This is a genomic window from Blastococcus sp. CCUG 61487 (assembly GCF_005222955.1).
Classification (GTDB): domain Bacteria; phylum Actinomycetota; class Actinomycetes; order Mycobacteriales; family Geodermatophilaceae; genus Blastococcus.
This window is the reverse complement of record NZ_LWUA01000252.1, coordinates 1-25749: the sequence shown is the minus strand read 5'-3', so window position 1 is coordinate 25749 and position 25749 is coordinate 1. Positions and strand designations below refer to the sequence as shown.

Annotated in this window: 27 protein-coding genes; 10 read left to right on the top strand and 17 right to left on the bottom strand. The window is 74.5% G+C overall.

The window, feature by feature from the left end; translation table 11 throughout:
* Nucleotides 1-12: 12 nt before the first annotated feature.
* The 6 genes from A6V29_RS15705 to A6V29_RS15680 all read right to left on the bottom strand — a co-directional run bounded on the left by A6V29_RS15705 (nt 13) and on the right by A6V29_RS15680 (nt 7402).
* On the bottom strand, nt 13-762 hold the full coding sequence (locus tag A6V29_RS15705) for a DUF998 domain-containing protein (RefSeq protein ID WP_137161183.1): 750 nt from the start codon (nt 760-762) through the stop codon (nt 13-15).
* Nucleotides 763-825: 63 nt separating this feature from the next.
* Nucleotides 826-1026 (bottom strand): hypothetical protein, encoded by a 201-nt coding sequence (locus A6V29_RS15700; RefSeq protein ID WP_137161182.1) that lies wholly within the window; start codon nt 1024-1026, stop codon nt 826-828.
* Nucleotides 1027-1106: 80 nt separating this feature from the next.
* Nucleotides 1107-1412, bottom strand: a complete 306-nt coding sequence (locus A6V29_RS15695) for a hypothetical protein (RefSeq protein ID WP_249933272.1) — start codon at nt 1410-1412, stop codon at nt 1107-1109.
* A 48-nt stretch (nt 1413-1460) separates the two neighbouring features.
* Nucleotides 1461-3284 (bottom strand): 4-alpha-glucanotransferase, encoded by a 1824-nt coding sequence (gene malQ, locus A6V29_RS15690; RefSeq protein WP_137161181.1) that lies wholly within the window; start codon nt 3282-3284, stop codon nt 1461-1463.
* A gap of 37 nt (nt 3285-3321) precedes the next feature.
* On the bottom strand, nt 3322-5805 hold the full coding sequence (gene hrpB / locus A6V29_RS15685) for an ATP-dependent helicase HrpB (protein ID WP_137161180.1): 2484 nt from the start codon (nt 5803-5805) through the stop codon (nt 3322-3324).
* Nucleotides 5806-5836: 31 nt separating this feature from the next.
* On the bottom strand, nt 5837-7402 hold the full coding sequence (locus tag A6V29_RS15680; RefSeq protein WP_137161179.1) for an HNH endonuclease signature motif containing protein: 1566 nt from the start codon (nt 7400-7402) through the stop codon (nt 5837-5839).
* Between the two features lie 288 nt (nt 7403-7690).
* On the opposite strand from A6V29_RS15680, the gene A6V29_RS15675 reads away from it, so the two are divergent.
* From A6V29_RS15675 to A6V29_RS15665, 3 genes are all read left to right on the top strand, one after another.
* Nucleotides 7691-8740: a TIGR03885 family FMN-dependent LLM class oxidoreductase gene (locus A6V29_RS15675; protein WP_137161178.1), complete on the top strand. Its 1050-nt coding sequence runs from the start codon at nt 7691-7693 to the stop codon at nt 8738-8740.
* Complete coding sequence (locus tag A6V29_RS15670) at nt 8737-10407, top strand: alpha-amylase family protein (protein WP_137161177.1); 1671 nt, start codon at nt 8737-8739, stop codon at nt 10405-10407. Before A6V29_RS15675 ends, A6V29_RS15670 begins: the two co-directional genes overlap by 4 nt.
* Nucleotides 10408-10515: 108 nt before the next feature.
* On the top strand, nt 10516-11109 hold the full coding sequence (locus tag A6V29_RS15665; protein ID WP_137161176.1) for a hypothetical protein: 594 nt from the start codon (nt 10516-10518) through the stop codon (nt 11107-11109).
* A gap of 11 nt (nt 11110-11120) precedes the next feature.
* Here the strand turns inward: A6V29_RS15665 and A6V29_RS15660 are convergent, their stop codons facing one another.
* The 4 genes from A6V29_RS15660 to A6V29_RS15645 all read right to left on the bottom strand — a co-directional run bounded on the left by A6V29_RS15660 (nt 11121) and on the right by A6V29_RS15645 (nt 14430).
* Nucleotides 11121-11876, bottom strand: a complete 756-nt coding sequence (locus A6V29_RS15660; RefSeq protein WP_137161175.1) for a sulfite exporter TauE/SafE family protein — start codon at nt 11874-11876, stop codon at nt 11121-11123.
* The gene (locus tag A6V29_RS15655; RefSeq protein ID WP_137161174.1) at nt 11873-12652 is read right to left on the bottom strand and encodes a sulfite exporter TauE/SafE family protein; all 780 of its coding nucleotides are present in this window, start codon (nt 12650-12652) and stop codon (nt 11873-11875) included. Before A6V29_RS15655 ends, A6V29_RS15660 begins: the two co-directional genes overlap by 4 nt.
* Nucleotides 12653-12742: 90 nt before the next feature.
* Nucleotides 12743-13591, bottom strand: a complete 849-nt coding sequence (locus tag A6V29_RS15650; RefSeq protein ID WP_137161173.1) for a hypothetical protein — start codon at nt 13589-13591, stop codon at nt 12743-12745.
* On the bottom strand, nt 13588-14430 hold the full coding sequence (locus A6V29_RS15645; protein WP_137161172.1) for a DUF4349 domain-containing protein: 843 nt from the start codon (nt 14428-14430) through the stop codon (nt 13588-13590). Before A6V29_RS15645 ends, A6V29_RS15650 begins: the two co-directional genes overlap by 4 nt.
* Before the next feature lie 224 nt (nt 14431-14654).
* Here A6V29_RS15645 and A6V29_RS15640 point away from each other — a divergent pair, with 224 nt between their 5' ends.
* Entirely contained in the window at nt 14655-14873 is a 219-nt protein-coding gene (locus A6V29_RS15640) for a hypothetical protein (RefSeq protein ID WP_137161171.1), read from the top strand.
* A gap of 7 nt (nt 14874-14880) precedes the next feature.
* On the opposite strand, the gene A6V29_RS15635 is transcribed toward A6V29_RS15640, so the two are convergent.
* Nucleotides 14881-17442 carry a DEAD/DEAH box helicase gene (locus A6V29_RS15635; protein WP_137161170.1) on the bottom strand — a complete coding sequence of 854 codons (2562 nt, stop codon included), beginning with the start codon at nt 17440-17442 and terminating at the stop codon, nt 14881-14883.
* Nucleotides 17443-17600: 158 nt separating this feature from the next.
* Here A6V29_RS15635 and A6V29_RS21045 point away from each other — a divergent pair, with 158 nt between their 5' ends.
* The 3 genes from A6V29_RS21045 (at nt 17601) to arfB (ending at nt 19160) form a co-directional block, all read left to right on the top strand.
* Nucleotides 17601-17738, top strand: coding sequence for a hypothetical protein (locus tag A6V29_RS21045; protein ID WP_170977899.1), 138 nt, complete (start codon nt 17601-17603; stop codon nt 17736-17738).
* Between the two features lie 102 nt (nt 17739-17840).
* Entirely contained in the window at nt 17841-18698 is an 858-nt protein-coding gene (locus tag A6V29_RS15630) for an SDR family oxidoreductase (protein WP_137161169.1), read from the top strand.
* Nucleotides 18699-18719: 21 nt separating this feature from the next.
* Nucleotides 18720-19160 carry an alternative ribosome rescue aminoacyl-tRNA hydrolase ArfB gene (gene arfB / locus A6V29_RS15625; protein ID WP_137161168.1) on the top strand — a complete coding sequence of 147 codons (441 nt, stop codon included), beginning with the start codon at nt 18720-18722 and terminating at the stop codon, nt 19158-19160.
* Here the strand turns inward: arfB and A6V29_RS15620 are convergent.
* From A6V29_RS15620 to A6V29_RS15600, 5 genes are all read right to left on the bottom strand, one after another.
* Nucleotides 19157-19438: a DUF1905 domain-containing protein gene (locus A6V29_RS15620; RefSeq protein ID WP_137161167.1), complete on the bottom strand. Its 282-nt coding sequence runs from the start codon at nt 19436-19438 to the stop codon at nt 19157-19159. The genes arfB and A6V29_RS15620 overlap by 4 nt on opposite strands.
* Nucleotides 19435-20676: an RNA polymerase sigma factor gene (locus A6V29_RS15615; RefSeq protein WP_137161166.1), complete on the bottom strand. Its 1242-nt coding sequence runs from the start codon at nt 20674-20676 to the stop codon at nt 19435-19437. Before A6V29_RS15615 ends, A6V29_RS15620 begins: the two co-directional genes overlap by 4 nt.
* On the bottom strand, nt 20673-21026 hold the full coding sequence (locus A6V29_RS15610) for a YciI family protein (RefSeq protein WP_137161165.1): 354 nt from the start codon (nt 21024-21026) through the stop codon (nt 20673-20675). Before A6V29_RS15610 ends, A6V29_RS15615 begins: the two co-directional genes overlap by 4 nt.
* Nucleotides 21027-21120: 94 nt before the next feature.
* Nucleotides 21121-21783: an N-acetyltransferase gene (locus tag A6V29_RS15605; RefSeq protein ID WP_249933271.1), complete on the bottom strand. Its 663-nt coding sequence runs from the start codon at nt 21781-21783 to the stop codon at nt 21121-21123.
* 23 nt (nt 21784-21806) lie between these two features.
* A complete protein-coding gene (locus tag A6V29_RS15600; protein WP_137161163.1) occupies nt 21807-22382 on the bottom strand; it encodes a helix-turn-helix domain-containing protein in 576 nt (191 codons plus the stop codon).
* Between the two features lie 68 nt (nt 22383-22450).
* Between A6V29_RS15600 and A6V29_RS21040 the strand changes: the two genes are divergently transcribed.
* The 3 genes from A6V29_RS21040 to A6V29_RS15590 are packed head-to-tail and all read left to right on the top strand — an operon-like array spanning nt 22451 to nt 25086.
* The gene (locus tag A6V29_RS21040; protein WP_170977898.1) at nt 22451-23398 is read left to right on the top strand and encodes an NAD(P)/FAD-dependent oxidoreductase; all 948 of its coding nucleotides are present in this window, start codon (nt 22451-22453) and stop codon (nt 23396-23398) included.
* Complete coding sequence (locus A6V29_RS21035; protein ID WP_170977897.1) at nt 23395-24027, top strand: class I SAM-dependent methyltransferase; 633 nt, start codon at nt 23395-23397, stop codon at nt 24025-24027. Before A6V29_RS21040 ends, A6V29_RS21035 begins: the two co-directional genes overlap by 4 nt.
* A 57-nt stretch (nt 24028-24084) precedes the next feature.
* Nucleotides 24085-25086 (top strand): iron-siderophore ABC transporter substrate-binding protein, encoded by a 1002-nt coding sequence (locus A6V29_RS15590; RefSeq protein WP_137161162.1) that lies wholly within the window; start codon nt 24085-24087, stop codon nt 25084-25086.
* A 23-nt stretch (nt 25087-25109) separates the two neighbouring features.
* Here A6V29_RS15590 and A6V29_RS15585 read toward each other — a convergent pair.
* Nucleotides 25110-25749 (bottom strand): hypothetical protein (locus A6V29_RS15585; RefSeq protein WP_137161161.1); only part of this gene is annotated, 640 nt, incomplete at its 5' end.

Here is a 25749-nt window from a genome sequence, read left to right as displayed (position 1 = left end):
ACGCGCGCCGGCTCAGCTGTCGCGGGGCCCGGTGGCCCAGGGATCCTCGGGGTCCTCGCCGCGGCGGGCTGCCGCCTCCAGGGCCGCGTCGCGCTCCCGGGCGCGCTCGGCGGCGCGTGCCCGCTCCTGCGCGCGCTCCTCGCGCAGGGACATGCCGGCCTCACCCGTAGCGGCTGGCTCACCCGGGCCCAGACGCCAGAGACCGAGCGCGGCCACAGCCAGCCCGATCGGCAGGGCGTAGGTCGCCGCCCGCTCGGTGGCGCCCTCGGCCAGCACCTCCACGCCGGTGAGGAAGAAGGTCGTCGCCGAGGCCCCGACCAGTCCGAGGACGACGAGCAGGGTCCCGAGCAGCTCCGATCGCGGCCGCACCGCGTAGGCCAGCGCGATGAGCCCCAGCGCGCTGCCGATCAGGTAGAAGACCGCCCCGGTGCCGTGCGCCGCCCCGGAGGCGTCGGAGGGGAACACGGCGAGCAGGAGCAGTCCGACGGCGGCGGCGCCGAACAGCCACCGGGCCACGACGCCGGCGCCGCTGCCCAGCACAGGTGCCAGGAGCAGCGCTCCACCGACGACCAGGGCTGCCTGCACGACGAACGAGGCGTTCATCAGCTGGTGCCACGGCCACGTGGTGGCGCCGAGGTCGCTGATGACGTCGTGGATCCGCGAGTGCCCCTCACCGCGGAACTGCACGATCGTCTCGACGACGAAGAACTGCAGGGTCAGCAGCCAGACGAGGGCGCCCCAGCGGAGCCGGTGGGAGGTCACCCGCTCATGGTCCCAGCCCGCTCGCCGGCGGCCGCGACTGCACCGCGGCCGCCGGGCGCTCGCTCAGTCGGTGGCGGGATGGCGCACGCCGCCGGCGGGGTCGGCGTCGTCGGAGCCGACCGCCTGGCGCTCCTGCTCGGTGCGCTGCTCCAGCAGCTCGTCGCTCGGGTGCGGGTCCTTGGCGTGCTGAGTGCGGTCGCGGGTCGGGTGCTCCTCGGGCGTGATGACGTCGTCGAGGGTCGCGTCGTTCTCCGGGCTCGTCATGTCGGTGGCTCTCCGTCCGGGAGGTCGTCGTGTCCCCGCGGCCATAGCCCGTGAGGTGGGGACGCTAACCACGTCGCGGGTCACCGTGGCTCCAGCCGGGACGCCGGCAGCCACGCCTCGACCAGGGCCGGTCCGTGCGGCCCGCTGACCGCGTAGCTCACCCGGCCCTGCCACCCGCCGGCGACCTGACGCCATTCCACGAGCAGCCCCGGCCAGGTGCCGGGCCGGTCCGGCGGGTCGTGCACCCAGCAGTGCCGGCCGGCGGGGATGCCGTCGAGGGCCGGCGGTGGGGCGACCGGGCGCGCGGGAGGGTGGCCGGCGCCGGAGTTGGCGGCGCGAGCCCCCAGGGACTCCCGCGCACCGCCTCGTCGCATCCCTCCGGCCATGCAGGCAGTGTCGCACGCGGATCGAACATGCGTTCGACGGCGCTCCGGTCAGCGGAGGCCGTCGGCCAGCGTCCGCACGACGGTGCGCAGCAGCGGGTGGTCCGCGAGCTCCTCCACCGGCACCGACAGGGGGAGCGACCAGTTGGGGCGGTTCGTCGTCCCCGGCATGTTGGGCCGGCGCGACTCCCCGACGGCGTCGTCCAGGGTCGCCGAGAGCAGCCGGGAGGGCGCCCGCGCCAGGAGCCGGTGCGCCTGCTCGACCGCCTGGGCCGCGGATGCGTCGTCGGCCAGGCCGGGCAGCTGCTCGAGCAGGGCTGTGCGGCCGTCCGCCAGCTCCTCCTCGGTCCCGGTGCCCTGCTCCCGCTGCTCCTCGAGGTCGGCGCCGGTCCAGAGCCCCGCGACGGTGGGCAGGTCGTGGGTGGTGATGGCGGCCATCGCGTCGGCGGGCCACTCCGCGGGGTCGGCGTCCTCGAACCAGAGCAGCCGGTAGGAGAGCACGCCGTGCTCGGCCATCGCCTCGCGCACGCCCTCCTCGACGGTGCCGAGGTCCTCGCCGACGACGAGCGCCTGCGCACGGTGGCTCTCCAGCGCGACGATGTCGAGCAGGTCCTCGGCCGGGTAGCGCACGTAGGCGCCGTCGGCCGGGCTGCCGTCCCGCGGCACCCACCACAGCCGGAACAGACCCATGACGTGGTCGATCCGCAAGCCCCCGGCGCCGGCGATGGTCGCCCGGATCGACTGGACGAACGGCTCGTAGTCGGCGTCGCGCAGCCGCCAGGGGATCAGCGGGGGAGAACCCCAGTCCTGCCCCTGGCTGTTGAACGCGTCCGGTGGGGCGCCGACGCTCACGCCGTCGGCCAGGGCGTCCTGCCAGGTCCAGGCGTCCGCCCCGCCTCCGGCGAAGCCGATCGGCAGGTCCTGGATCACGGTCATGCCGGCGGTGGCGGCGGTGAGTTGCAGCTCCAGCGCCCACTGCAGCCAGGCGTGGAAGGCGACGACGGCGCCGTGCTGCTGCACGTAGGCCTCCAGCGCGGGACCGCCGGGGCGCCGTAGCTCCTCGGGCCAGGTGTGCCAGTCGGCGCCGTGCTCCTCGGCGATCGCCGCCCAGGTCGCCCAGTCCCGCAGCTGCCGGCCCTGCGCCTCCCGCCAGCGGGCGAACGCCTCCCCGCCGCCGTGCGCGAAGAAGATCCGCATGAGCACCTCGCGCTTGCGGGCCCAGATCGCGTCGCGGTCGATGAGCTCGCCGTCGTTGAGCGCGCGTCCGGCGTCGTCCTCCACGTCGACGGCCTCGGCGCCGGGCACCTCGGGGACGCGCAGGTAGATCGGGTTGCGGAAGCGCCGGGTGGCGGGCAGGTAGGGGCTCGCCTCCTGCTGCGGGATGGGGGCGACGGCGTGCAGCGGGTTGACCAGCACGAAGCCCGCGCCCTGGTCGGCGGCCATGCGGCGGATGCTGCGCAGGTCGCCGAGGTCACCGATGCCCCAGCTCTCGCGGCCGCGGGCGGCGTAGAGCTGGACCGCCCACCCCCAGGCCCGCTCGTCGGGCAGCCAGCAGCGGCCGGGGGAGACGATCAGCCGGCGCCGGGGCCCGTCCGCGGACTGGAGCCAGTGGTACCCGAGCGGGAAGTCGGCCGGGAGGGAGCCGTCGACGTGCCGGACCTCGCCGTCCTCGCAGACGACGTCGGCCTCGTCGACCTCGAGGGCGTCACCGGGCCGGGCGACGATGGGCGCCCGGTCCTCGAGGTCGGCCGGCGGGGTGCCGATGATCTCGCGCAGCGCGTCGATCGTCGCCTGCGCCACCTCGTGCGGCTGGTCCCTCGCGTCGATCCAGCTCGCGTCGATGCCCCACTCGTCGGTGGTCGGTGTTCCGGTCACCCGGCGATCCTCGCCGGGTGACCGGCGGCGCGCAGTCTCAGTCGCGCGGACGGGCGCGTGAGTTGGCTCGCTTCGTGGCCGGCGCGGAGGCCGGGTCCTCCGGCCAGGGGTGCCGCGGGTAGCGGCCGCGGAGCTCGCTGCGGACGGCGGGATAGCCGGTGCCCCAGAAGCCGGCGAGGTCGGCCGTGGTCGCGACGACCCGGTGCGCGGGGGAGAGCAGCTCCAGCCGCAACGGCCGGCCGGCCACTCGCGGGGTGTCCGCCCAGCCGAACACCTCCTGCACGCGCACGGCGAGGGTGGGCACCTCGGGGTCGGTGTAGTCGACCGCGATGCGGGAGCCCGTCGGCACGGTCACGGTGTCGGGGACGACGGTGTCCAGGTCGCCGGCGACCTGCCACGGCACCAGCGCGCGCAGTGCCGCGGTGACGTCGATCCTGGCCAGGTCGGCGCGGCTCCGAGCGCCGGAGACGTCGATCGCCGTGAGCAGGGCGTCGTCGTCGACCGCCGGCCACGGGTCGCCGAGCCCCGCGTGGGCGGCGGCGAGCCGCGCGCGCAGCCGGTGGGCGGCCGGGGTCCAGCGCAGCAGCCCGAGCCCCTCCAGGCGGAGTCCCTCGGCCACGGCGCGGGCCACCGCTGCGGGGTCCGGACCCTTCGCCGGCCGTTCGGCGAGCACGATCGCGCCGAGCCGCTCCACCCGGGCGCTGCGGACGTCCCCGTCCCGCCAGGTCACCTCGTCGCCGTCGGTGTGCAGCGGCCTCCCGGCCTCGAGCGCCGTGGCCTCGTCGACGGCGACGGCTGCCCGCACCCGGGCGTCCCGGCGGCCGGGGGAGCGGTCGGCGACCGCGATCGCCAGCCACGCGGCCCCGGTCAGCGCCGTGCCCGGCGCCAGTTCGGCACCGGTGCCGGCGGCCATGAGGTAGGTGCTGCTGCCGGGCCGCCGGCGTGCCAGCCGTTCGGGGTACGCCAGCCCGACCACGAGACCGGCCGCGGTGTCGTCGGGGAGCTGCTGCGGAGCGACGTCGGTGACCGCCCGCTCGAGCCGGGCGACCTCGTCCCGCCAGCGGGCGCTCGCGCCGCGGTCGGTGCCGGAGCGCAGCTCCCGCCAGGTGGCCAGCAGGTCGTCGCTGCGCATCGGCACGTCCGCGGAGAGCAGCGCGACCACCTCGGCGGCCCGGCGGCGGCCCACGAGCGGAGCGCCGTCGAGCAGGGCGCGGGCCAGCCGCGGGTGGACGCCGACGGCGGTGAGTGCCCGCCCGCGGGAGGTGACGCGGCCGTCGTCGTCCACCGCGTCCAGGGTGCGCAGCGTCTGCTCGGCGACGGCCGTGGCGGCTGCGGGTGCCGGGTCGAGCAGCGGTAGCCCCTGCCCGCCGGGTGCGCCCCAGCAGGCGAGCTCGAGGGCGAAGGCGGTGAGGTCGGCGACGGCGATCTCCGGCTCGTCGTGTGCCGGCAGGCGGTCGTGCTCGGCCGGGGTCCAGCAGCGGTAGACCGCGCCCGGGCCCTCGCGACCGGCACGGCCGGCGCGCTGGGTGACCGCCGCCCGCGAGGCGCGCACGGTGACCAGCGACCCGAGGCCGCGGGCGAGGTCGGCGCGGGGTGCGCGGGCCAGGCCGGCATCGACGACGACGCGGACGCCGGGCACGGTCAGGCTGCTCTCCGCGACCGCCGAGGCGACGACGACGCGCCGTCGTGGCCCGGCCTGCAGGGCGGCGTCCTGGGCGGCGGCGGGCAGCCGGCCGTGCAGGGGGAGCACGTCGGCGTCGAGCCCGCTGAGCTCGCCCACCACGCGTCCGATCTCACCGGCACCGGGCAGGAAGACGAGGACGTCGCCGGTCCGCTCGGCCAGGGCCCGCCGGACCGTGGCGGCGACGTGGGTGAGCAGGCGGGGGTCGACCCGCAGACCGTGCGGCGGATCGACCGCGTGCGGCGGTGGCGCCCAGACCACGTCCACGTCGTGCAGGGAGCCGGTGGCCTCGACGAGGGGTGCCGGCTCGCCGTCTCCGATCAGCCGGGCCAGCCGCTCGGCCTGCGCCGTCGCGGACATCGCCAGCAGTTGCAGGTCCGGGCGCAGGGCGGCGCGCACGTCGAGTGCGAAGGCGAGCGCGAGGTCGGTGTCCAGGTGCCGCTCGTGGCACTCGTCGAGGACCACCGCGGCGACCCCGGGCAGCTCCGGGTCGGCTTGCAGCCGGCGGACCAGCAGGCCGGTGGTGACCACCTCGACCCGGGTCGCGGCGCTCCGGCGGCTGTCGCCCCGGACGCTGTAGCCGACCCGGCCGCCCACCTCCTCGCCGAGCAGCGCGGCCATCCGGCGGGCGGCGGCCCGGGCGGCCACGCGGCGCGGCTCGGCCACGAGGATGCGGCCGGGGAGGTTGCCGGCGAGCGCGAGCGGGACGAGCGTCGTCTTGCCGGTGCCAGGCGGTGCGACGAGGACGGCGGTACCGCGGGTGCCCAGAGCGTCCGCGAGCGCGGGCACCGCGGAGCGCACGGGCAGGTCGGTTCCCGGCGTTCCGGCTGGCGGCAGCACGCGGTCCAGTGTGGAGGGCGCGCTGGAACGGCTAGAACGGCGGCGGGTCGTCGTCCGGTGCGGGGTCTGGTTCGTGCCCCGGCGGTCCGGTGTCGGGTGGGTCGGGGGACGTCCGTCGGAGGTGGTCCAGGATTCCGGCCGGGGTGGAGAGGTCCGGGGGCTCGGGTGCCGGTTCCGCCTGTGGTGGCCGTAGGCCGGGTGGGCGGGTGGTGCGGGTGATGCCGGTCGGGGTGGTGACGTGCAGGGTGCCGTCGGGTTCCATGCGGAAGTGCCAGCCGGGGGCGAAGGTCTTCAGCCGGTGGTGCGAGCGGCACAGGCAACACAGATTCGTGCAGGTGGTGTCGCCGTCGGCGGCGTGCGGGACGACGTGGTCCAGGTCGGTCCACCCGACTCGCTGACCGCAGTTGGGCATCCGGCAGCACCGGTCGCGGGTGGTGACGAAGCGCTCCTGGCGGGCGGTGTGCGCGTAGGCGTCGGTGGCCGGGGGTGGGCCGAGGACGGGGCAGTCACAGTCGTCTGCGGGGTGCTCGGGGCAGCCGGTCTTGGCGATGCGGAGCAGTTCGGCGACGGTGGTGGTGGCCAGCAGCCGGCCGTCGGTGTCGGTGAGGGCGAACGTCAGGCTGCCGCCCGGTGGCGGCTCGAGGCCGAGGGCGGCGATGCGGGCGAGCAGCCCGCGGACGTGGGCGGCGGTGATCACCAGCCCGTTCACCGTCCCGGCCTGGGTGCCGGCGCCGGCGAGGCTGTCGAGGGTGGCGGTGATGGTCAGGTGCGCGGCGACATCGGGTTGGCCGTGCCCGCCGGGGCGGCGTAGCAGCAGGGAGTACAGCTCGGTGCGGATCCGGGCGATCGGCCGCTGGTCGCCGACGGCCTTGGCCATCCGGGCCAGGGTGTCGATGACGGCGTAGGCCTCGGCGGCCTCGTCGGCCGGCAGGTCCGCGCCCAGGGTGGCCATCCCGTCCGGGCCGGGCTGCAGGAACACGTCCGCGGCCTGCTGGGCCTCCTCGTGGCGCTCGTCGGCGGCCGCGGAGTCCAGCTCGGCCAGCAGCTCCGCCGCCCGCTGGCGCAGCCGGGTCACCGACAGGTCGACCGCCTCCGGCAGCAGCCGGCCCTCGATCGCAGCCGCCAGCTGCGGGTCGACGTCGCCGAGCACGTCGGCCAGCGCGGCCGCCCGGGGTTCGTCGAGGTCTCCGCGGCCGAGTGCGGCGTAGGTGGCCGGCAGGTTGTCCCGCCACGCCCGGGCCCGGGAGTACCGGTGGGTGGCGGTGCCGCGGCCGCGGTTGAGCACCATCGCCAGCTCGCCGGTGAAGAACTCGCTCACCCCGGGCTCGCCGGCACCAGCCGTCCAGCCGACCGACCGGGCACCGGCAGAACCCGGCCGCGGGTCGTGGTCATCGGGGGACAGCTGCGCCATCCGCAGGATCAGATCGGCCTCGTAGGCCGCCGTCATCGCCTTACGGCCCTGGACCTTCTCCAACTCGGCGGCCACCTGCGCCCGGGACAACAGCCCCACCGGCAACCGAGAGATACCGACCGGCTGGTCGATCGACCAGTCGATCAGCAGACCCTCGAAGGTCGAGGAACCGGAGATCCGAGCCACACCGACACGCTAGGGAAGGGGTACGACAATTCCGCTGGTCACGGAGGCGACCGCGCCCATGACCGGAAGCTCGTCGACGTCGCGAGCAGACTGAGCCGGTGACCCTCTGGCTCCTGGTCCACCCGCCACTGCTCGGCCCGGCGGTGCTGGGACCGTTGGCCGACGAGCTCCGCCACCGCGGCCACGACGTCGCCGTCCCGGACCTCCGCGCCACCGTCGACAGCGCATCGAGCGGATCGCCGCGCTGCTCGTGTAGCCGCGAGCCGCCGACCTGGGTAGGCATGGGCGATGCCGGTGATCGGGTTCCACAACTCGCACGAGCAGGTCCACCCCGCACGGCTGCTGGAGGCCGTGCAGCACGCCGAGCAGGTCGGCTTCACCGCGGCCATGTGCTCCGACCACCTCGAACCGTGGAGCGAGCGGCAGGGCCACTCTGGCTTCGCCTGGTCGTGGCTCGGTGCCGCGATGGCGACGACGTCGCTGCCGTTCGGCACCGTCAACGCGCCCGGCCAGCGCTACCACCCGGTGATCGTGGCCCAGGCCATCGCGACCCTGGGCGCCATGTTCCCCGGCCGGTTCTGGGTGGCGCTGGGTTCCGGCGAGGCGATGAACGAGCACGTCACCGGGCACCTGTGGCCGCGCAAGGAGCTGCGTGACGCCCGGCTGCGCGAGTGCGTCGACATCATCCGCGCGCTGCTGGCCGGCGAGGAGGTCAGCCACGAGGGGCTGGTCACCGTCGACCGCGCGCGCATCTGGACGCTGCCGGAGCAGCAGCCCGCGCTGATCGGTCCCGCCGTCACCGCGGCCACCGCCGCCCGGCACGCCGACTGGGCCGACGGGCTGGCCACGATCAACCAACCGCACGACACGCTGCGCGAGGTGATCGACGCCTACCGGGACGCCGGCGGCAGGGGAACGCTCACCCTGCAGGTGCACGTCAGCTGGGACCCCGACCCCGAGCGCGCCACCGCGATCGCGCACGACCAGTGGCGCAGCAACGTCTTCCCGCCGCCGCTGTGCTGGGACCTGGACACGACGCGGGCCTTCGACCAGGCCAGCGCGCACGTCACCCCGGACGCGGTGGGGGAGTCGGTCCGTATCTCCGCCGACCTCGGGCAGCACGCCGCCTGGCTGGCCGAGTACGCCGAGCTGGGCTTCGACCAGATCTACCTGCACCACGTGGGCACGGGGCAGCGGGCCTTCCTGGACGCCTTCGGCGAGCACGTGCTCCCGCAGCTCGACGTGACCCGACCTGCGCCCGCCGTCGCGATCGACCCGCCCGGCCGAGGTCAACCGCTGCGGCCCGGCCAGCAGCCCCAGCCGGCGGTGCTGCCGTGAGGATCACCGACACCGCGGACCTGTGGTGGAAGAACGCCGTCGTCTACTGCCTCGACGTCGAGACCTACATGGACTGGAACGGCGACGGCATCGGCGACTTCGCCGGGCTCGCGCAGCGGATCGACCACCTGGCCGACCTCGGCGTCACCTGCCTGTGGCTGATGCCCTTCTATCCGACCGCCGAGCGGGACGACGGGTACGACATCACCGACTTCTACGGCGTCGACCCCCGGCTGGGCACCCACGGCGACCTGGTCGAGGTGATCCGGACGGCGAAGGACCGCGGCATGCGGGTGATCGCCGACCTGGTCGTCAACCACACCTCCCGGAAGCACCCGTGGTTCCGCGATGCCGAGTCGTCGAAGGACTCACCGTTCCGCGACTTCTACGTCTGGCGCTCCGACCCGCCGCCGGACACCTCCGACCAGGTCGTGTTCCCCGACCAGGAGCAGGGCATCTGGACGCTGTCGGAGAAGACCGGCGAGTGGTACCTGCACCGCTTCTACAAGGAGCAGCCGGACCTCGACGTCACGAACCCGCGGGTCCGCGACGAGGTCGCCAAGGTCATGGGCTTCTGGCTGCAGCTGGGCCTCGACGGCTTCCGGGTGGACGCCGTCCCGTTCTTCCTGGAGACGGCGGGTGCCGACGACGACTCCTTCCCGGAGCCGCACGAGTACCTGCAGTCCCTGCGCCGGCTCCTCGGCCGGCGCACCGGCGACGGCATCCTCCTGGGCGAGGTGAACCTGCCCTACGAGCAGCAGCTCGAGTTCTTCGGCGGGACCGACGGCGACGAGCTGACCATGCAGTTCGACTTCGTCGGGATGCAGGCGCTGTACCTGGCGCTCGCCCGCGGCGACGCCGGCCCGATCGTGACCGCCCTGCAGGCACGCCCGACCCTGCACCCCGACTCGCAGTGGGCCACGTTCGTCCGCAACCACGACGAGCTGACCCTCGACAAGCTCACCGACGACGAGCGCGCCGAGGTGTTCGCCGCATTCGGTCCGGAGGAGCGGATGCAGGTCTACGGGCGCGGCCTGCGCCGACGCCTTCCGCCGATGCTGGACGGCGAACCGCGGCGGGTGCGGATGGTCTACAGCCTGCTGTTCTCGCTGCCCGGCACCCCGGTGCTGTTCTACGGCGAGGAGATCGGCATGGGGGAGGACCTCGACGCCGAGGGGCGGCTCGCCGTCCGGACGCCGATGCAGTGGACCGCTGGGCGCAACGGCGGGTTCTCGCCCGCCGACCGGCGGAAGCTGCCCGGCCCGGTCGTCAGCGGCGGCTTCGCCCCCGAGTACGTCAACGTCGCCGACCAGCGCAACGACCCCGACTCGCTGCTGTCGTTCATGAAGCTGCTCGTCCGCCGCTACCGGGAATCGCCGGAGCTCGGTTGGGGCGAGTTCCAGGTGCTCGAGCACCCCTGTACGGAGGTGCTGGCGCACCTCTGCAGCTGGGACGACGGGGCGCTGGTCGCGCTGCACAACCTCGGGCCCGAGCCGCGCATCGTGCCGCTGACCCTGGCGGACTGCGATTCCTCGCACCGGCTGGTCGACCTGCTGGAGGCGGGCAGCACCGCGGTGGCGGACGACGGCACCGTGGAGCTCCGGTTGGACGGCTACGGCTACCGCTGGCTGCGGGTCGTCGCCCGGGACAGCCGCCGGCTGGCCTGAGCAGGGCGTCCTCCGGCGCGGCATCACGCTGCGTGACCGGCTCGCTGGTGCGCCCTGCCGAACCGGTGGGGCCGCCGCGCCTAGCGTGGCGCGCGAGGTGATCGAGTCATGAGTGAGCGCAACGGAAGCACGACGACCGGGTCCGGCACCGCCGAGATCCCGGTGGTCCGCCCCGCCGGATCGGCGGCCACACCGGCGAGCCCAGCGGCTCCGCCGTCGAGCCCAGCCGCTCCGCCGTCGACCGGCCCGACGACGCAGTCGGCGACCCCGCCGGTGCCCGAGCCCGCCGGCGAGAAGGAGCGCGCCGGAGGGCAGGCGACCGCCCCGGTGACGGTGCGCCCCGCCCCGCGGATGCCCCGCCGCGGCCCGCTGACGGTCATGGGCCCGTGGGCTCCCGTGGCCGGCGGCCTGCTCGGGCTGGTCCTCGGCGGGATCGTCGCCGCGATCCTGGGCGGGGTCGCGGAGTCCTACGAGCAGCGGTTGTCGCTCGTCTTCGTGGTGCTGGGGCTCGGCATGCTGGGCACCGCCGGCACGCTGCTCGCCGACGAGGTGCGCATGCTCCGGCAGCGGGCACGTGATGCCGCCGTCCGTCCGCAGTGGGTGGAGGCGACCGCCGGCCTGGTGAACGGCCTGACCCCGGCACGGCTGCTGCTGCTCAGCAGCATCGTCGTCCTGGTGGTCGCCGCCTACGTCGCCCGCTGACGCGAGCCGGATCAGTAGGCCTGGATGCCCAGGTGGACGGCGAGGCCGAGCCCGGCGATCGCGATGACGGTCCGCAGGACGCCCTGCGGGGCCCGGCGCACCACGCTCGGCCCGAGGCGGCCGCCCACCAGGAACCCCATCGCCAGCGGCAGCGCCGCCGACCAGGCCACGTCCGTAAGGACCACGAACGCCAGCGCCGCCACCCCGTTGGCGAGGCCGAGGACGACGTTCTTCATCGCGTTGCTGCGGGGGATTCCCTCGCCGGTGCTCAGCAGGTACATCGCCAGCAGCAGCACGCCCGCCGCCGCGCCGAAGTAGCCGCCGTAGATGGTGACCGCGAACGTCCCCAGCGGCAGCCACCGCGGATCGGCCGGGTGCTGGGCGCCCTCGGCCGCCAGCTCGCGCGGTGACCGCTGGACGAGGATCGCCGCCGACGCCGCACCGATCAGCCACGGGACGATCCGCTCGAACGCCTCGGTCGGCGTGAGGAGGAGCAGGGCCGCGCCGGTCGCTCCACCCAGCACGGCGGCGACGAGCAGCGGCCGCAGCCGCCGGACCTGCCCGGTGAGCTCGGGGCGCGACGCGCTCACCGAGCCCACCGCGTTGAGCACCAGCGCGACGGTGTTGGTGACGTTCGCGGTGACCGGCGGGATCCCGGTCGCGAGCAGGGCGGGGTAGCTGACCAGCGAGGCGAGGCCCGCGATGCTGCCGGTCAGCCCCGCGCCGATGCCGGCGAGGACGAGGAAGCCGAACTCGAGCGGGCTCACCGGTTCACCAGCACGGCGATCGCGACCAGGCCGAGGACGACGATCGCCGTCCGTAGCACCGGATCCGGCAGCCGGCGCCCGTACCGCGAGCTCAGGTAGCCACCGACCAGGGACCCGCCGGCGAGCAGCCCGGCGGCCGACCAGACCACGCGGTCGGTCGCGACGACGACGTACGCACCAGCTGCCACGGTGTTCACGGTGAGGGTCAGGACGTTCTTCAGCGCGTTGAGCCGTTGCAGGGACTCGCGCAGCAGCAGGCCGAAGATGCCGATCTGCAGCACGCCCTGGCTGGCCGCGAAGTAGCCGCCGTAGGTGCCGGTCAGGTACGCGCCGCCGAACAGCGCGGCCAGCCGGCCGGGGCCGATGCGCTGCTGCGCCTCGTCGGGCCCGCGTCGACGGGCCAGCGCGCGCTGGACCAGCGGCTGCAGGGCGACCAGGACGACCGCCAGGGCGATCAGCACCGGCACGACCGCCTCGAACGTCGCGGCCGGCAGGTGCAGGAGGAGGAAGGCGCCGGTCAGCCCGCCGAGGACCGAGGCGGGGATGAGGCTCAGCAGCAGCCGGCGCTGGCCGCGCAGCTCCCGGCGGTAGCCGACCGACGCCGACGCGTTGCCGAGGATCAGGCCGAGGGAGTTGCTGATCGTGGCGGGGACCGGTGGGATGCCCACCGCCAGCAGCACGGGGAAGCTCACCAGCGTCCCGGACCCGACGACGGCGTTGATGCCTCCCGCGGCGAACCCCGCTGCGAGGACAGCGACCATCTCCCACCCGCTCATCCGCGCATCGCGGCGAGCCTCGCACGGCCGCTGCCTCGCTCGCCGTCCGCAGGCGAGGATCGGCTCACACCGAGCGCCCCGGTGGCACGGTCAGTCGTTGCAGCGGTGGATCAGCACGTACGCCGGGTCGCCGGCCACGCCGACGGCCCCCAGGCCGCCGCCACCGGGCGCCCACGTCGACACAGTCACCTCGTCGTCGCCGACGAGTTCCGCTGGAACGAACGCCCGCATGGCGTCGAACTGCTCCGCGTAGCCGCGCAGGACCGGGAGGAGCTCGCCGACCACCCGCAGCATGGCGACCCACCCACCGGTCGCGCACGTGGAGGGGAGCGGGTCGAAGACCAGCTCGCTTCCTTCCACGACGCGGATCGGCTCGTCCTCGTAGACGGCCAGGGTGGGAGCGATCTCGACGTCGGTGAGGGATGCGACGGTTCCGTCCCCGACGGCCGGGCGGGGCGCCGCCGGTTCACCGGAGAACCTGCCGCCGGAGATCCTGAGGTAACCCGAGCCGTCCGCTTCGACCAGGCCGCGCAGGCTCATCGACCAGAACGGCGGGCTGTCGAGGTCCCCACCGGAGGCGGAGCACTCGAGCTCGAACGCCGTGGCCTCGCCACCGGACGAGGTCCACTCGGCCGGGTCGTCGCTGCACCACTGCCCGTCCGGCCACCAACCCGGCGCCGTCACCGGGAAGCCGAGCTCGCCGGCCTGCCGGACGTAACCCTCGAGGACCTCTTGCATGTCCCCGTCCACCCGGAGGTATACGTGCAGGCCCTCGCCGTCGTAGGGGAACTCCGTCCCGATCAGGCCGGACCCCGGTTCGAGCTCGAAGCCGGCGGCGAGCGGGCCACTGGTGCGTACGACGTCGTCGGGCTCTCCGGTGCAGCCGCCCACCCCGACCAGGCAGGCGGCGGCGACCAGCAGGTGCCGCCAGCTCCTCATTCGGCCGGTGCGGGTGCTTCCACGGGGGCGCTGCGCCGGGTCCGCCGCAGCGCCAGGAGCACGACGGCGGTGACCAGCCCGGCCAGCACCAGCCAGGGGAGGAGCACCCCCAGCACGATGACAGCCGCACCACCGGCGGTGACGAGCGACTTCCAGCCGGTGCCCAGCGCGTCGAGGAACCCGTCCGGACCGCCGGGCGGTGCCACCCCCGCCGTCCGCAGCTCCACGTGCAGGGTCGACAGCTCGACCTGGTCGGCGAGGAACGCACGCTGCGACTGCAACGACTCCAGCTGCTCCTGCCGTCCGGAGAGCGCGCCCTCGGCCGCCAGCAGGGCCTCGGTCGTCGGGGCTTCGTCGAGCAGGCCCTGGAGTCGGGCCACCGACGTCTGCAACGCGGTGATGCGGGCGTCGAGGTCCACGACCTGGCCGGTCACGTCGGAGCGGGACACCGACACCGTCGCCACCTCGCCGAGCTCCTCGAGGTCGGCCAGCAGGCCGGTCAGCGCGTCCGCCGGCACGCGGACGACGAGGTCGGCAGCCTCCCCGTCATCGTCCGTCGCCGACCGCTCCGTCCGCTCGTCCACCCGGCCGCCGGTGGACTCCACCAGCTCGCTGACCCGTTGGGCGGTGTCGGCGGGGTCGTCCACCAACAGCGAGGCGGTGGCGGTCGTGATGACCTGCCGGTCGGCGTCGGCGTCGGCCGGGGCGCCGCCCTCGTCGGCGACGGCAGCACTCCCGCCGCCGTCCGCCGAGCTCGAGTCGTTCCCGGCCGAGCCCGAGCAACCGGCGACCAGGACCACGGCCAGCAGGGCGGCCGCACCGCCGACGAGGCGCCTCATGGGCGGACCGTAGGGCCGCGCCCGCGCACCCGACCAGCATCGATGCGCGATCGTGACTGATGCCCGAGGACGGACGTGCCGCGTTCCCGCGGGAACGTCACGCGGCGCGGGGCACACGGGACGGAGGAGGTCGCGGGGCTCCGGTGCGACGGGTGGGACGAACCGGACCGGCGTGACCGGCGGTGTGTCCCGTCACACGATCGTCAGCTGCCTACCGTCTCCGCATGCGACCCCAGCGCGTGCCCGCACCGCCCGCTCCTCGCTCCGGCGATCCCGCCCGCGTCCGCTACCTGCACCTCGTCGCCGCCGCCCGGGCGGAAGCCGCCCGGCCGGACACGGAGCAGCAGGTCGCCGACATCGTGCGGGTCACCGTCGACGACGAGGTGGACACCCGCACGTTTCGCGCGATCGTCTCCGACGTGGCGAGCACCGTCCTGCGCTGACGCGGGGTCAGCTCCAGGCGTCGTCCTTGCGGCCGGCGTCGACCACGCGGAGCACCGCGGCGCCCTCCTCGTCCGACGCCTCGAGGTCGACCTCGACGTCGATGCCCCAGTCGTGGTCGCCCGCCGGGTCGTCGAGGATCTGCCGCACCCGCCACAGCCCCGGTTCGGACTTGTCGATGACGAGCAGCGCCGGCCCTCGCGCGTCGGCGCCGGTGCGCACCTCGTCGTGCTCCTCGAAGTACGCCCGCACCACCTGCTCCCACCGCTCGGCGTCCCAGCCGGAGCCCGCGTCCAGCTCGCCGAGGTCGTACCAGCGGCGCCGGGCGATGAGCTCCACCCGGCGGAACAGCGCGTTGCGCACCATCGCGGTGAACGCCCGCTCGTTGCCGGTCAGCGGCCGCGGCCGCGCCGGGACGGCGACCTCCGCGACCGCGCCGTCCTCCGGGTTGGTCAGGGCCTCCCACTCGTCCAGCAGCGAGGAGTCCACCTGTCGCACCAGCTCGCCGAGCCACTCGACGACGTCGGTGACCTCCTCGGTGCGGGCGGCCGCCGGCACCCCGGACCGCAGCGCTTTGAACGCGTCCGACAGGTAGCGCAGCACCGCGCCCTCGGCCCGGGTCAGGCCGTAGGTGTTCACGAACTCCCGGAAGGTGAACGCCCGCTCCCACATCTCCCGCACGACCGACTTCGGCGACAGGTGCGCGTCGGCGGCCCACGGGTTGCTCTGCCGGTAGACGTCGTAGGCGTGACCCAGCAGCTCCTCGAGCGGTTTGGGGTAGCTGACCTCCTCGAGCAGCTCCATCCGCTCGTCGTACTCGATGCCCTCGGCCTTCATCTGCGCGACGGCCTCGCCCTTGGCCTTGTTCAGCTGCGCGGCGAGGATCTGCCGCGGGTCGTCCAGCGTCGCCTCGATGACGCTGACGACGTCGAGCGCGTAGGTCTCGCTGTCGGGGTCGAGCAGGTCGATCGCGGCCAGCGCGAAGGTGGAGAGCGGCTGGTTGAGCGCGAAGTCCTCCGGCAGGTCGACGGTCAGGTCGTAGCAGCGGCCGTCGGGCTCCGGCTCGGGCAGCCGCTCCAGCACGCCGGCCTGCAGCAGCGAGCGCGCGATGCCGATCGCCTCGCGGATCAGCTTCAGCTGCTTCTTGCGCGGCTCGTGGTTGTCGGTGAGCAGCCGCTTCATCGCCTGGAACGGGTCACCCGGCCGGTCGACGACGTCGAGGATCATCGACGTCGACACCCGCATGTTGCTGGTCAGCTTCTCCGGCTCCGACTCGATCAGCCGGTTCATCGTGGCCTCGCTCCACGGCACCATGCCCTCGGGTGCCTTCTTGCGGACCAGCTTGCGGCGCTTCTTCGGGTCGTCGGCGACCTTGGCGAACTGCTTGAGGTTCTCCACCTCGTGCTCCGGCGCCTGCACGACGACGGTTCCGGCGGTGTCGTACCCCGCGCGCCCCGCCCGGCCGGCGATCTGGTGGAACTCGCGCACCTGCAGCAGCCGGGTGCGGGTGCCGTCGTACTTCGACAGCGCGGAGAACACGACGGTGCGGATCGGCACGTTGATGCCGACGCCGAGGGTGTCGGTGCCGCAGATGACCTTGAGCAGCCCGGCCTGGGCGAGCTGCTCCACCAGCCGCCGGTACTTGGGCAGCATCCCGGCGTGGTGGACGCCGATGCCGTGGCGGACCAGCCGCGACAGCGTCGTCCCGAAGGCCGAGGAGAACCGGAAGCCGCCGATCATCTCGGCGATCGCGGCCTTCTCCTCCTTCGAGCACACGTTGACGCTCATCAGCGCCTGCGCCCGCTCGAGCGCCGAGGCCTGGGTGAAGTGCACGACGTAGATCGGTGCCTGCCTGGTGTCCAGCAGCTCCTGGATCGTCTCGTGCATCGGGGTCGTCGCGTAGTAGTGGTGCAGCGGCACCGGGCGCTCGGCGTTCGCGACCAGCGCGGTGGGCCGGCCGGTGCGTCGGGTGAGGTCCTCGCGCAGGTCGGTGACGTCGCCGAGGGTGGCGCTCATCAGGAGGAACTGCGCCTTCGGCAGCTCGAGCAGCGGCACCTGCCAAGCCCAGCCGCGGTCGGGGTCCCCGTAGAAGTGGAACTCGTCCATCACCACCAGGCCGATGTCGGCGTCGGCGCCTTCCCGCAGCGCGATGTTCGCCAGCACCTCGGCGGTGCACGCGATGATCGGCGCGTCCCGGTTCACGGCGGCGTCGCCGGTGAGCATGCCGACGTTGGCCGCGCCGAAGACCCCGCACAGGGCGAAGAACTTCTCGCTGACCAGCGCCTTGATCGGAGCGGTGTAGTAGCTGCGCCGTCCCGCCGCCAGCGCGGCGTACTGGGCGCCGGTCGCCACCAGTGACTTGCCGGAGCCGGTCGGCGTCGCCAGGACGACGTTGGCGCCGCTGACCAGCTCGATCAGCGCCTCTTCCTGGGCCGGGTAGAGCGTCGTGCCGCCGGCCTCCGCCCACGCCGCGAACGAGGCGAAGAGCTCGTCGGGGTCGGCCCCCTTCGCGCGCAGCGAGGAGAGGTCGGCGACGTCGTCGAGCAGGGGAGGTGCGGCGGTCGTAGGCATCAGGAGCACCAGCGTGCCCGACGGCGCCGACGTTCCCGCGACCCCGTGCCGCACCCCGGTCGCAGAGTCACCGTGCCGCGTGAGCCGAGTAACGAAGATCACACCGGGTGGACGCCATGGGGTAAGATGAATTCTTGGTGAACGGAAGGTGGACGTACGTGCGTACTCAGGAGAACCCGGAATGCCGGTGGGTCCCGGTCGTGGACGGCTCGGGCCGTCGGCGCCTGGAGATGCGGTGGCAGCTGCCGGTGGCGGAGGCGACGTCGGTCGCCGGCCCGCTGTCCCGAGCCGCCTGATCACCGCCCGCGGGTTCCCCGCGCTCCTCGGCGGGTAGCGCGCCGGGGTCGGTCCCGGTCATCGCACCGGGACCGCCCCGCCGAGCGCACCGGAGGAGAACCATGACGTCGCCGCGTCCCGAGTCCCAGCCCGCCCAGCAGCAGACCCCGCCGGGAACGCTCGGCGAGATGGATCCGAAGCCCGACCACGGCGAGGAGAGCTATCAGGGATCGGGCCGGCTGACCGGGAAGAAGGCGGTGATCACCGGGGGCGACAGCGGCATCGGCCGCGCCGTGGCCATCGCCTTCGCCCGCGAGGGCGCCGACGTCCTCATCTCCTACCTCGACGAGCACGAGGACGCCAGGGACACCGCCCGCTACGTCGAGCAGGCCGGCCGGAAGTGCGTGCTGGTCCCCGGCGACCTCGCCGACCGGGCGCACGCGAAGACGATCATCCCGAAGGCGGTCGAGGAGTTCGGCCGGGTCGACATCCTGGTCAACAACGCCGCCTACCAGATGTCGCACCCCACGCTCGAGGAGATCTCCGACGAGGAGTGGGACCACACCGTCGGGCTCAACCTCTCGGCGATGTTCACGCTGACCAAGGACGCCATCCCGCACATGCAGCCGGGGTCCTCGATCGTCAACTCGTCCTCGGTGAACTCGGACATGCCGAGCCCCGATCTGGCGGCCTACGCCATGACCAAGGCGGGCATCGCCAACTTCACCGCCTCGCTGGCGCAGCTGCTGGCGGAGAAGGGCATCCGCGCGAACAGCGTCGCGCCGGGCCCGATCTGGACGCCGCTGATCCCCGCGACGATGCCCGAGGAGAAGGTGGAGAGCTTCGGCCAGCAGGTGCCGCTCGGGCGGCCGGGGCAGCCGGCCGAGCTCGCGCCGGTGTACGTGATGCTCGCCAGCGACGAGGCGTCCTACGTCTCCGGCGCCCGCATCGCCGTCACCGGAGGCAAGCCCATCCTCTGAGGCCACCGGCAGACTGTTGGCGTGCCCGCGATCGACGACGCCTCCGGTGACCTGCCGGTCACCGGTTCCGTCGTCGTCCCGGCGTCCGCCCTGAGCTGGCGGTTCTCCCGCTCGTCGGGCCCCGGCGGGCAAGGGGTGAACACCGCCGACTCGCGGGTGGAGCTCTCGGTCAGCCCGCTGGAGCTGCCCGGCGTGACCGACACGCAGCGGCAGCGGCTCGCCCAGCGGCTGCGCGACCGGCTGGTCGACGGCGTCCTCACGATCGCGGCCAGCGAGCACCGCCAGCAGTTGCGCAACCGGCAGGCGGCGCGCGAGCGGCTGGCCGCCGTCCTCCGGGCGGCGATGGCACCCCCGCCGCCGGCCCGGCGGCGCACCAAGCCGACCCGCGGCTCCCAGGAGCGGCGGATCGAGGCGAAGAAGCAGCGCGGGCAGCTGAAGAAGCAGCGCCGCTCCTGGGACTAGCCGAGCCGCTGCTCCAGCCGGACCGTCACCTGCTCGCCGGCTCGGCTCTTCCCGATCGCGGTGCAGATCGCCGCCCGCAGCGGGAGCCAGTGCGGTCCCGTCCCCGAGGGCATCAGGGTCGCGGCGAACGGGTGGCCGTCGGCCGTGCCGGTCACCTTCACCGCCCGCCGGGTGCCCAGCACCTCGGCCGAGTCCGGGACGACGAGGTAGGTGGGGAAGGCGCCGTCCTTCTCGATGGGGGCGGTGAAGGTGAGATCCAGGGCGATGGGGGTGCTCATGCCTCCTCCGACCGCGGCGTCGCCGAGAACTCATCGCGGCGCCGCCGCAGGAACGCCCGCTCGGCGGCGTTGCCGGCCGCGACGATCGCTGCGTCGTAGGCCCGCACCGCCTCCTCCCGCCGTCCCGACCTGCGGAGCAGGTCCGCCCGGACGGCGTGGAAGACGTCGTACTGCCGCAGGTCCAGCGCCTCGACGAGCTCGAGGCCGGCGGCGGGGCCGGCGACCTCGGCGACGGCGACGGCCCGGTGCAGCGCGACGACGGGGCCCGGCGCGAGGTGCATCAGCTGGTCGTAGAGCGCGAGCACCTGGTGCCAGTCGGTCTCGGCAGCGGTGGCGGCGTCGCTGTGCACCGCCGCGATCGCGGCCTGCACCTGGTAGGGCCCCGGCCGGTTGCGCCGCAGGCAGCGGCGGACGAGCTCCTGACCTTCGGCGATCAGCGCCCCGTCCCAGCGCGTCCGGTCCTGGTCGGCGAGGAGCACCGGGCCGCCGTCAGCGTCGGTCCTGGCCGGGCGGCGCGCCTCGGTGAGCAGGAGCAGAGCATGGAGTCCGGTCACCTCCGGCTCGTCGGGCATGAGCTCGGTGAGCAGCCGGCCGAGCCTGATCGCCTCGGCGCACAGGTCGGGGCGGAACAGCCGGTCGCCGGACGTGGACCGGTGGCCCTCGGTGAAGACCAGGTAGACGACGGCGAGCACGGCCGGTAGCCGGTCGGGCAGCTCGGCCTCGGTCGGCACCCGGTACGGGATCCGCGCGTCGCGGATCTTGGCCTTGGCCCGCACGATGCGCTGGGCCATCGTCGGCTCGGGCACCAGGAACGCCGCGGCGACCTCGGCCGTGGTGAGGCCGCCGAGCAGCCGGAGGGTGAGCGCCACCCGCGCGGGCAGGCCCAGCGCCGGGTGGCAGCAGGTGAAGAGCAACCTCAACCGGTCGTCGGGCACAGGTCCCTCCTCGCGCGGCTCGTCGGGTGCCCGCAGCAGCGCCGCCTGGGCGTGCCGGTCCGCGCGGCCGGCCTCCCGGCGCAGCCTGTCGATCGCCCGGTTGCGGGCGGTGGTGACGATCCACCCGGGCGGGCTGGGCGGCACGCCGTCCGCGGGCCAGCGCTGCACCGCGATCAGGAAGGCGTCCTGGACCGCCTCCTCGGCGGCGTCGATGTCGCCGAGGAGCCGGGTCAGGACGGCGACCGCGCGTCCGCGGTGCTCGCGGAAGACCTGCTCGATCGCCGCCCGGGCGGTCGGGGTCACCCGGTCGTGTCGTAGAAGGGCCGCACTTCGATGGGGATCGTGGTGGCTGCAACCAGCTTGCGTCCCCACATCAGCGCGGCGTCGAGGTCCGGCACGTCGATGATCGAGAAGCCCCCGACGTGCTCCTTGCCTTCGGCGAACGGTCCGTCCACCACCAGGACGTCGCCGTCGCCGGGGCGCAGGGTCGTGGCGGTGGCCGGCGGGTGCAGCCCGCCGCCGAAGACCCAGATCCCCGCCTCCTGCATCTCCCGGTGGAGGGCGTCGACGTCCTTCATGATCTGGTCGAGCTGACCCGGGGCGAGCCCGGGACCGGTGCTCGGCTCCACGACGGTCATCAGGTACTGCGGCATGTCGTTCCTCCTCGGAGCGGAGCCGGCTCGCTGCCGGCTCGCACCCTCTGTACGAACCGATCCTGCCGAGATCGACACCTCGCGGGAAGAATTCTCAGCGGGCGGGCAGCGGCTGCCGCACGACCACCCACACCGGCAGCTCGTCGTCTGCCGTCCGGAGCTCGGCGGCGACCTCGAAGCCGAAGCCGCGCAGGAAGCGGACGTTCGCCCACGAGAACACCGCCGTCGTGGCGGGTGTCTGCTCGGCGTCGCAGCGCAGCAGTGCCGGCGCCAGGACCGCGGCCGCGAGCCCGCGGCGGCGCGAGCTGGGGCGCACCCCCAGGTGCAGCAGCGACCAGTGCGGCTCGTCCGGCCGGTGCGCGGCGAGCAGTTCCGCGGTGTCCCGGACGACGCTGATCCGGTGCGCCGACAGGTACGGGAGTTCGTTCGCGAGAGCTGCCTGGACGTCGGCCGGCAGGGCAGCGGTGCCGTCCGCGTCCCGCGGTGGCTCCCACACCGCGACGGCGTCGACGTCCTCGGTCACCCAGGCGCTGCGGGTGGCCACGCCCCGGTGGCCGGCGTCCAGTTCGTGCAGGCGGGTCAGCCGCTGCATGCGGCCGTCGTCGGGCAGCGCCCAGCGGGTCCAGCGGGAGTCGGCGAGCGCCACCGTGAGCGTGGCGGCGATGCGCGGGACGTCGCGGGTCTCGGCGAGCCGGACGTCGGGACCTTCCTCGTCCGGGTCGTCGATCCGCTGGATGGTCGGGCGGCGTCCGGTCACGGGTGCCATTCGACCACTCGCGGTCAGGCGGGGCGGGCGCGGACGTGCATCCGCTCGCCCTGCGGCCCGAAGAGCACCAGCCCCTCGGCCGGCTCGGGGAACGGGTTCGAGAACGTGTGCGGCACCCGGGTGTCGAACTCGACCACCTCGCCCGGGGTGAGCACGAAGTCGCGGGCCCCCAGCAGGAGCCGGATCCGGCCGGACAGCACGTAGAGCCACTCGTAGCCCTCGTGCGTCTTCTGGTCGGTGTCGTGCACCCGCCACCGGGCCGGCAGCACCATCTTGTAGGACTGCAGGCCCCCCGCCTGCCGGCTCAGCGGCACCATCGTCATGCCGTCCTCGCGCTCGATCGGACGCCCGTGCACCCGCGGGTCGGCCGGCGCCGGGGTGTCCACCAGGTCGTCGATGGCCACGCCGTAGGTGCGGGCCAGGGGGAGCAGCAGTTCGAGGGTCGGCCGGCGCCCGCCGGACTCGAGCCGGGAGAGCGTGCTCACCGAGATCCCCGTCGTCTCCGCGACGTCGGTCAGCGTCGCACCCCGCTCGCTGCGCAGCGCCCGCAGACGTGGACCCACGTTCTGCAGGACGTCGTCGTCGGACATGCCGCCGAGTTTGCCACTCCGGCAAAGCCGATTGCCAGACCGTCTCACCCGGTCGCACAGTGGTCGCCATGGACGAGCGATACGACGTGGTGGTCATCGGAGGCGGCGCGGCAGGCCTGAGCGGAGCGCTCACCCTGGCTCGCGCCCGGCGCAGCGTGCTGGTGGTGGATGCGGGTGAGCCCCGCAACGCGCCGGCCGGGCACGTGCACAACTACCTCGGCCGGGAGGGCACCCCGCCGGCGGAGCTGTACGCGGTCGGTCGCGGCGAGGTGGAGAGCTACGGCGGCACCGTCGTGCCGGGCCGGGTGGTCGGCCTGCGCCGCGCGGACGACGCTCTCCGGGTGGTGCTGGACGGCGGCGACGAGGTCAGGGCGCGGCGCGTGCTGCTCGCCACCGGGCTCACCGACGAGCTGCCCGAGCTCCCCGGCGCCGCCGAGCGGTGGGGGAGCACGGTGCTGCACTGCCCCTACTGCCACGGCTGGGAGGTGCGCGACCGCGCCATCGGCGTGGTGAGCACCGGCCCGATGGGCGCGTACGCCGCCGGGCTGTGGCGGCAGTGGACCGACGACGTCGTCCTCTTCGTGCACACCGGCGGCGAACCGTCGGCGGAGGAGCGGGCGCGGCTGGAGGCCCGCGGCGTCCGGATCGTGACCGGCGAGGTGGCCGGACTCGAGGGCGGGGCCGACGTCCGCCTGGCCGACGGCGAGCTGGTCGCCCGTGACGCCGTCGTCGTCGCGACCCGGATGGTCGCCGACGCCGAGCTGCTCGCCGACCTCGGGACGACGCCGGTGCCGCTGGAGGCCCACGGCGGGGTGCTGGGCACCTACCTGCCGGCCGACCCGACCGGTCGCACCGAGGTGCCCGGGGTCTGGGTGGCCGGCAACGCCGGCGACCTGAGTGCCCAGGTGATCGTCGCGGCGGCGCAGGGCCTGCGCGCCGGTGCCATGATCAACGCCGACCTGATCGAGGAGGACACCGTGGCCGCGGTGGCGCAACGGCAGGGCGTGGCGGCGTGAGCGCCACGAACCAGGAGTCCTACGACGAGCTCTACCGCTCGGCCCCGGCGGTGTGGAGCGGCCGGCCCAACGCGCAGCTGGTCGCCGAGGCGAGCGGGCTGACGCCCGGCACGGCGCTGGACGCCGGATCTGGCGAGGGCGGCGACGCGCTCTGGCTGGCCGAGCGGGGCTGGCGCGTCACCGCCGTCGACTTCTCGCCCGTGGCGCTGGAGCGGGGCGCGGCCGCGGCCGCCGCTCGCGGGCTCGCCGACCGGATCGAGTGGCGGCACGCCGACCTGGACGGCTGGACGCCGCCCGAGCGCTCCTTCGACCTGGTGACGGCGCACTACCTGCACGCCACCTGGACCGACCGCGACCGGATGTTCCGGGGCCTGGCCGCGGCCGTCGCGCCGGGCGGCACGCTGCTCGTGGTCGGTCACCTGCTGGACGAGAGCTCCGAGCACGAGCACGGGCACGGGCACCGGCACGAACCCGGTGCGCTGTACACCGCCGGCGAGGTGGCCGCGGTGCTCGAGCCGGAGAGCTGGGTCGTCGTCGCCGCCGAGGAGCGGGACCGCGATCCGGACGCCGCGCACCGGACCGGCAACCCGGTCCCCGACACCGTGCTGGTCGCCAGGCGCACGCGCTGAGCCGGCCCCCACGACCCGCCTGCACAGGTAAGGCTTACCTAATGTAGAAACTCCGCCATGATGATCACCGGAAAGGTCCGGCGCACGATGCTCGCCGGCGTCGCCTCCCTCGTCCTGCTCAGCGCCTGCGGCACCGACTCGTCGTCGGACGCCGACGACGGAGGTGGCGGGGACGCGAGCGGCGCCTTCCCGGTGACCATCGAGCACGCGTACGGCGAGACGGAGATCGCCGAGGAGCCGGAGCGGGTGGTCTCCCTGGGCTACACCGAGCAGGACTCGATCCTGGCCTTCGGCGTCGTCCCGGTCGGGGTGCGCTACGCGTTCGGCCCGGAGGACGACGTCTTCTTCCCGTGGGCGGACGAGGCGGCCGGGGACGCCGAGCCGGAGATCATGCCGCGGGCCGAGGTCGACTTCGAGGCCGTCGCTGCCCTGGAGCCCGACCTGATCATGGCCGTCACCGCAGGCCTCACCGAGGACGAGTACGAGACCCTCAGCCAGATCGCACCCACCGTCGTGCAGCCCGAGGAGTTCAAGGCCTTCGGGACGCCGTGGCAGGAGCAGACCCGGATCACCGGCCGGGCGCTCGGCCAGGAGGAGCGGGCGGAGGAGCTGATCGCCGAGGTGGAGGCGCTGTTCGAGGAGACCCGCGCCGAGTTCCCGCAGCTGGACGGGCGGACGTTCACGCTGTCCGGCACCAGCTACGAGGGCGAGTACCCCTTCAACGCGTCCGACGACACCCGCGCCCGGTTCTTCGTCGACCTCGGCATGTCCGTCCCGGCGGAGCAGGACGAGATCGCCGGCGACCAGTTCTTCGGCACGGTGAGCCGCGAGGAGGCGCGCCTGCTGGCGGCCGACGTGCTGCTGTTCCAGTCCGGCTCCGACGAGGAGCGTGCGGGCATCGAGGGCGACCCCGTGCTGACCGCCCTGCCGGCCTTCGCGGAGGGCCGGGTGCTGTTCGTCGAGGGCTCGGACTACGACGCCCTCCAGTTCGCCAGCGTGCTGAGCCTGCCGTACCTGCTGGAGAACCTGGTGCCGGAGCTCGCCGAGATCGTCGGCTGACCCGCGGGCCTGCCCCGGGGCGGTCAGCTCCGGGGCAGGCCCAGGTCCGCGAGCGCGGCCGTGACCGCGTCCTCGTGCAGCAGGTCGAGGGCGAGCACCCGGTGCAGCAGCACGCCGTGCCGGGTGAGCCGGAGATCCGCGGCCCGCAGCCGGGGCGCGACGGTGCCCCCGGGGCGAGGGGTCGACGGCGGTGGGTCGAGCAGACCCGTGCGCTGGAGGTCGGCGAGGTCCTCGCGGGCGCCCCACTCCCGCCAGGCCCGCGGCTCGTCGGGCAGCGGCGCCATCGGCAGCGGCACCCGGTCCCGGCGGCCGACGGCGGCGAGCAGGGCCAGCTGCCGCCAGGTGAGGCCGTCGGCGGCCCGGAGACCGCGGGCGGCGACCTCGGCGTCGAGATCGGGGGAGCAGGAGACCTCGGCGAGCAGGTAGCCGAGGTGCCGGACCCGCCGTTCGTCGGTGGACCGGCGGGCCGCGACGACCATCGCCTCGGCGACGTCGTCGGCGGCCGATCGGCTCCCGGGGCGCGGGGCGAACCAGCCGTCGGACCGCGCGGGCCGGCCGGCCCGGTCCTGCGTGGCCGCGTACTCGACGGCGAAGGCCAGGGCCGCGCCGGCACGGACGCGTTCCCTGTCGACCGGGGCGGCGGCGGCCTCCGTCGCGACGGTC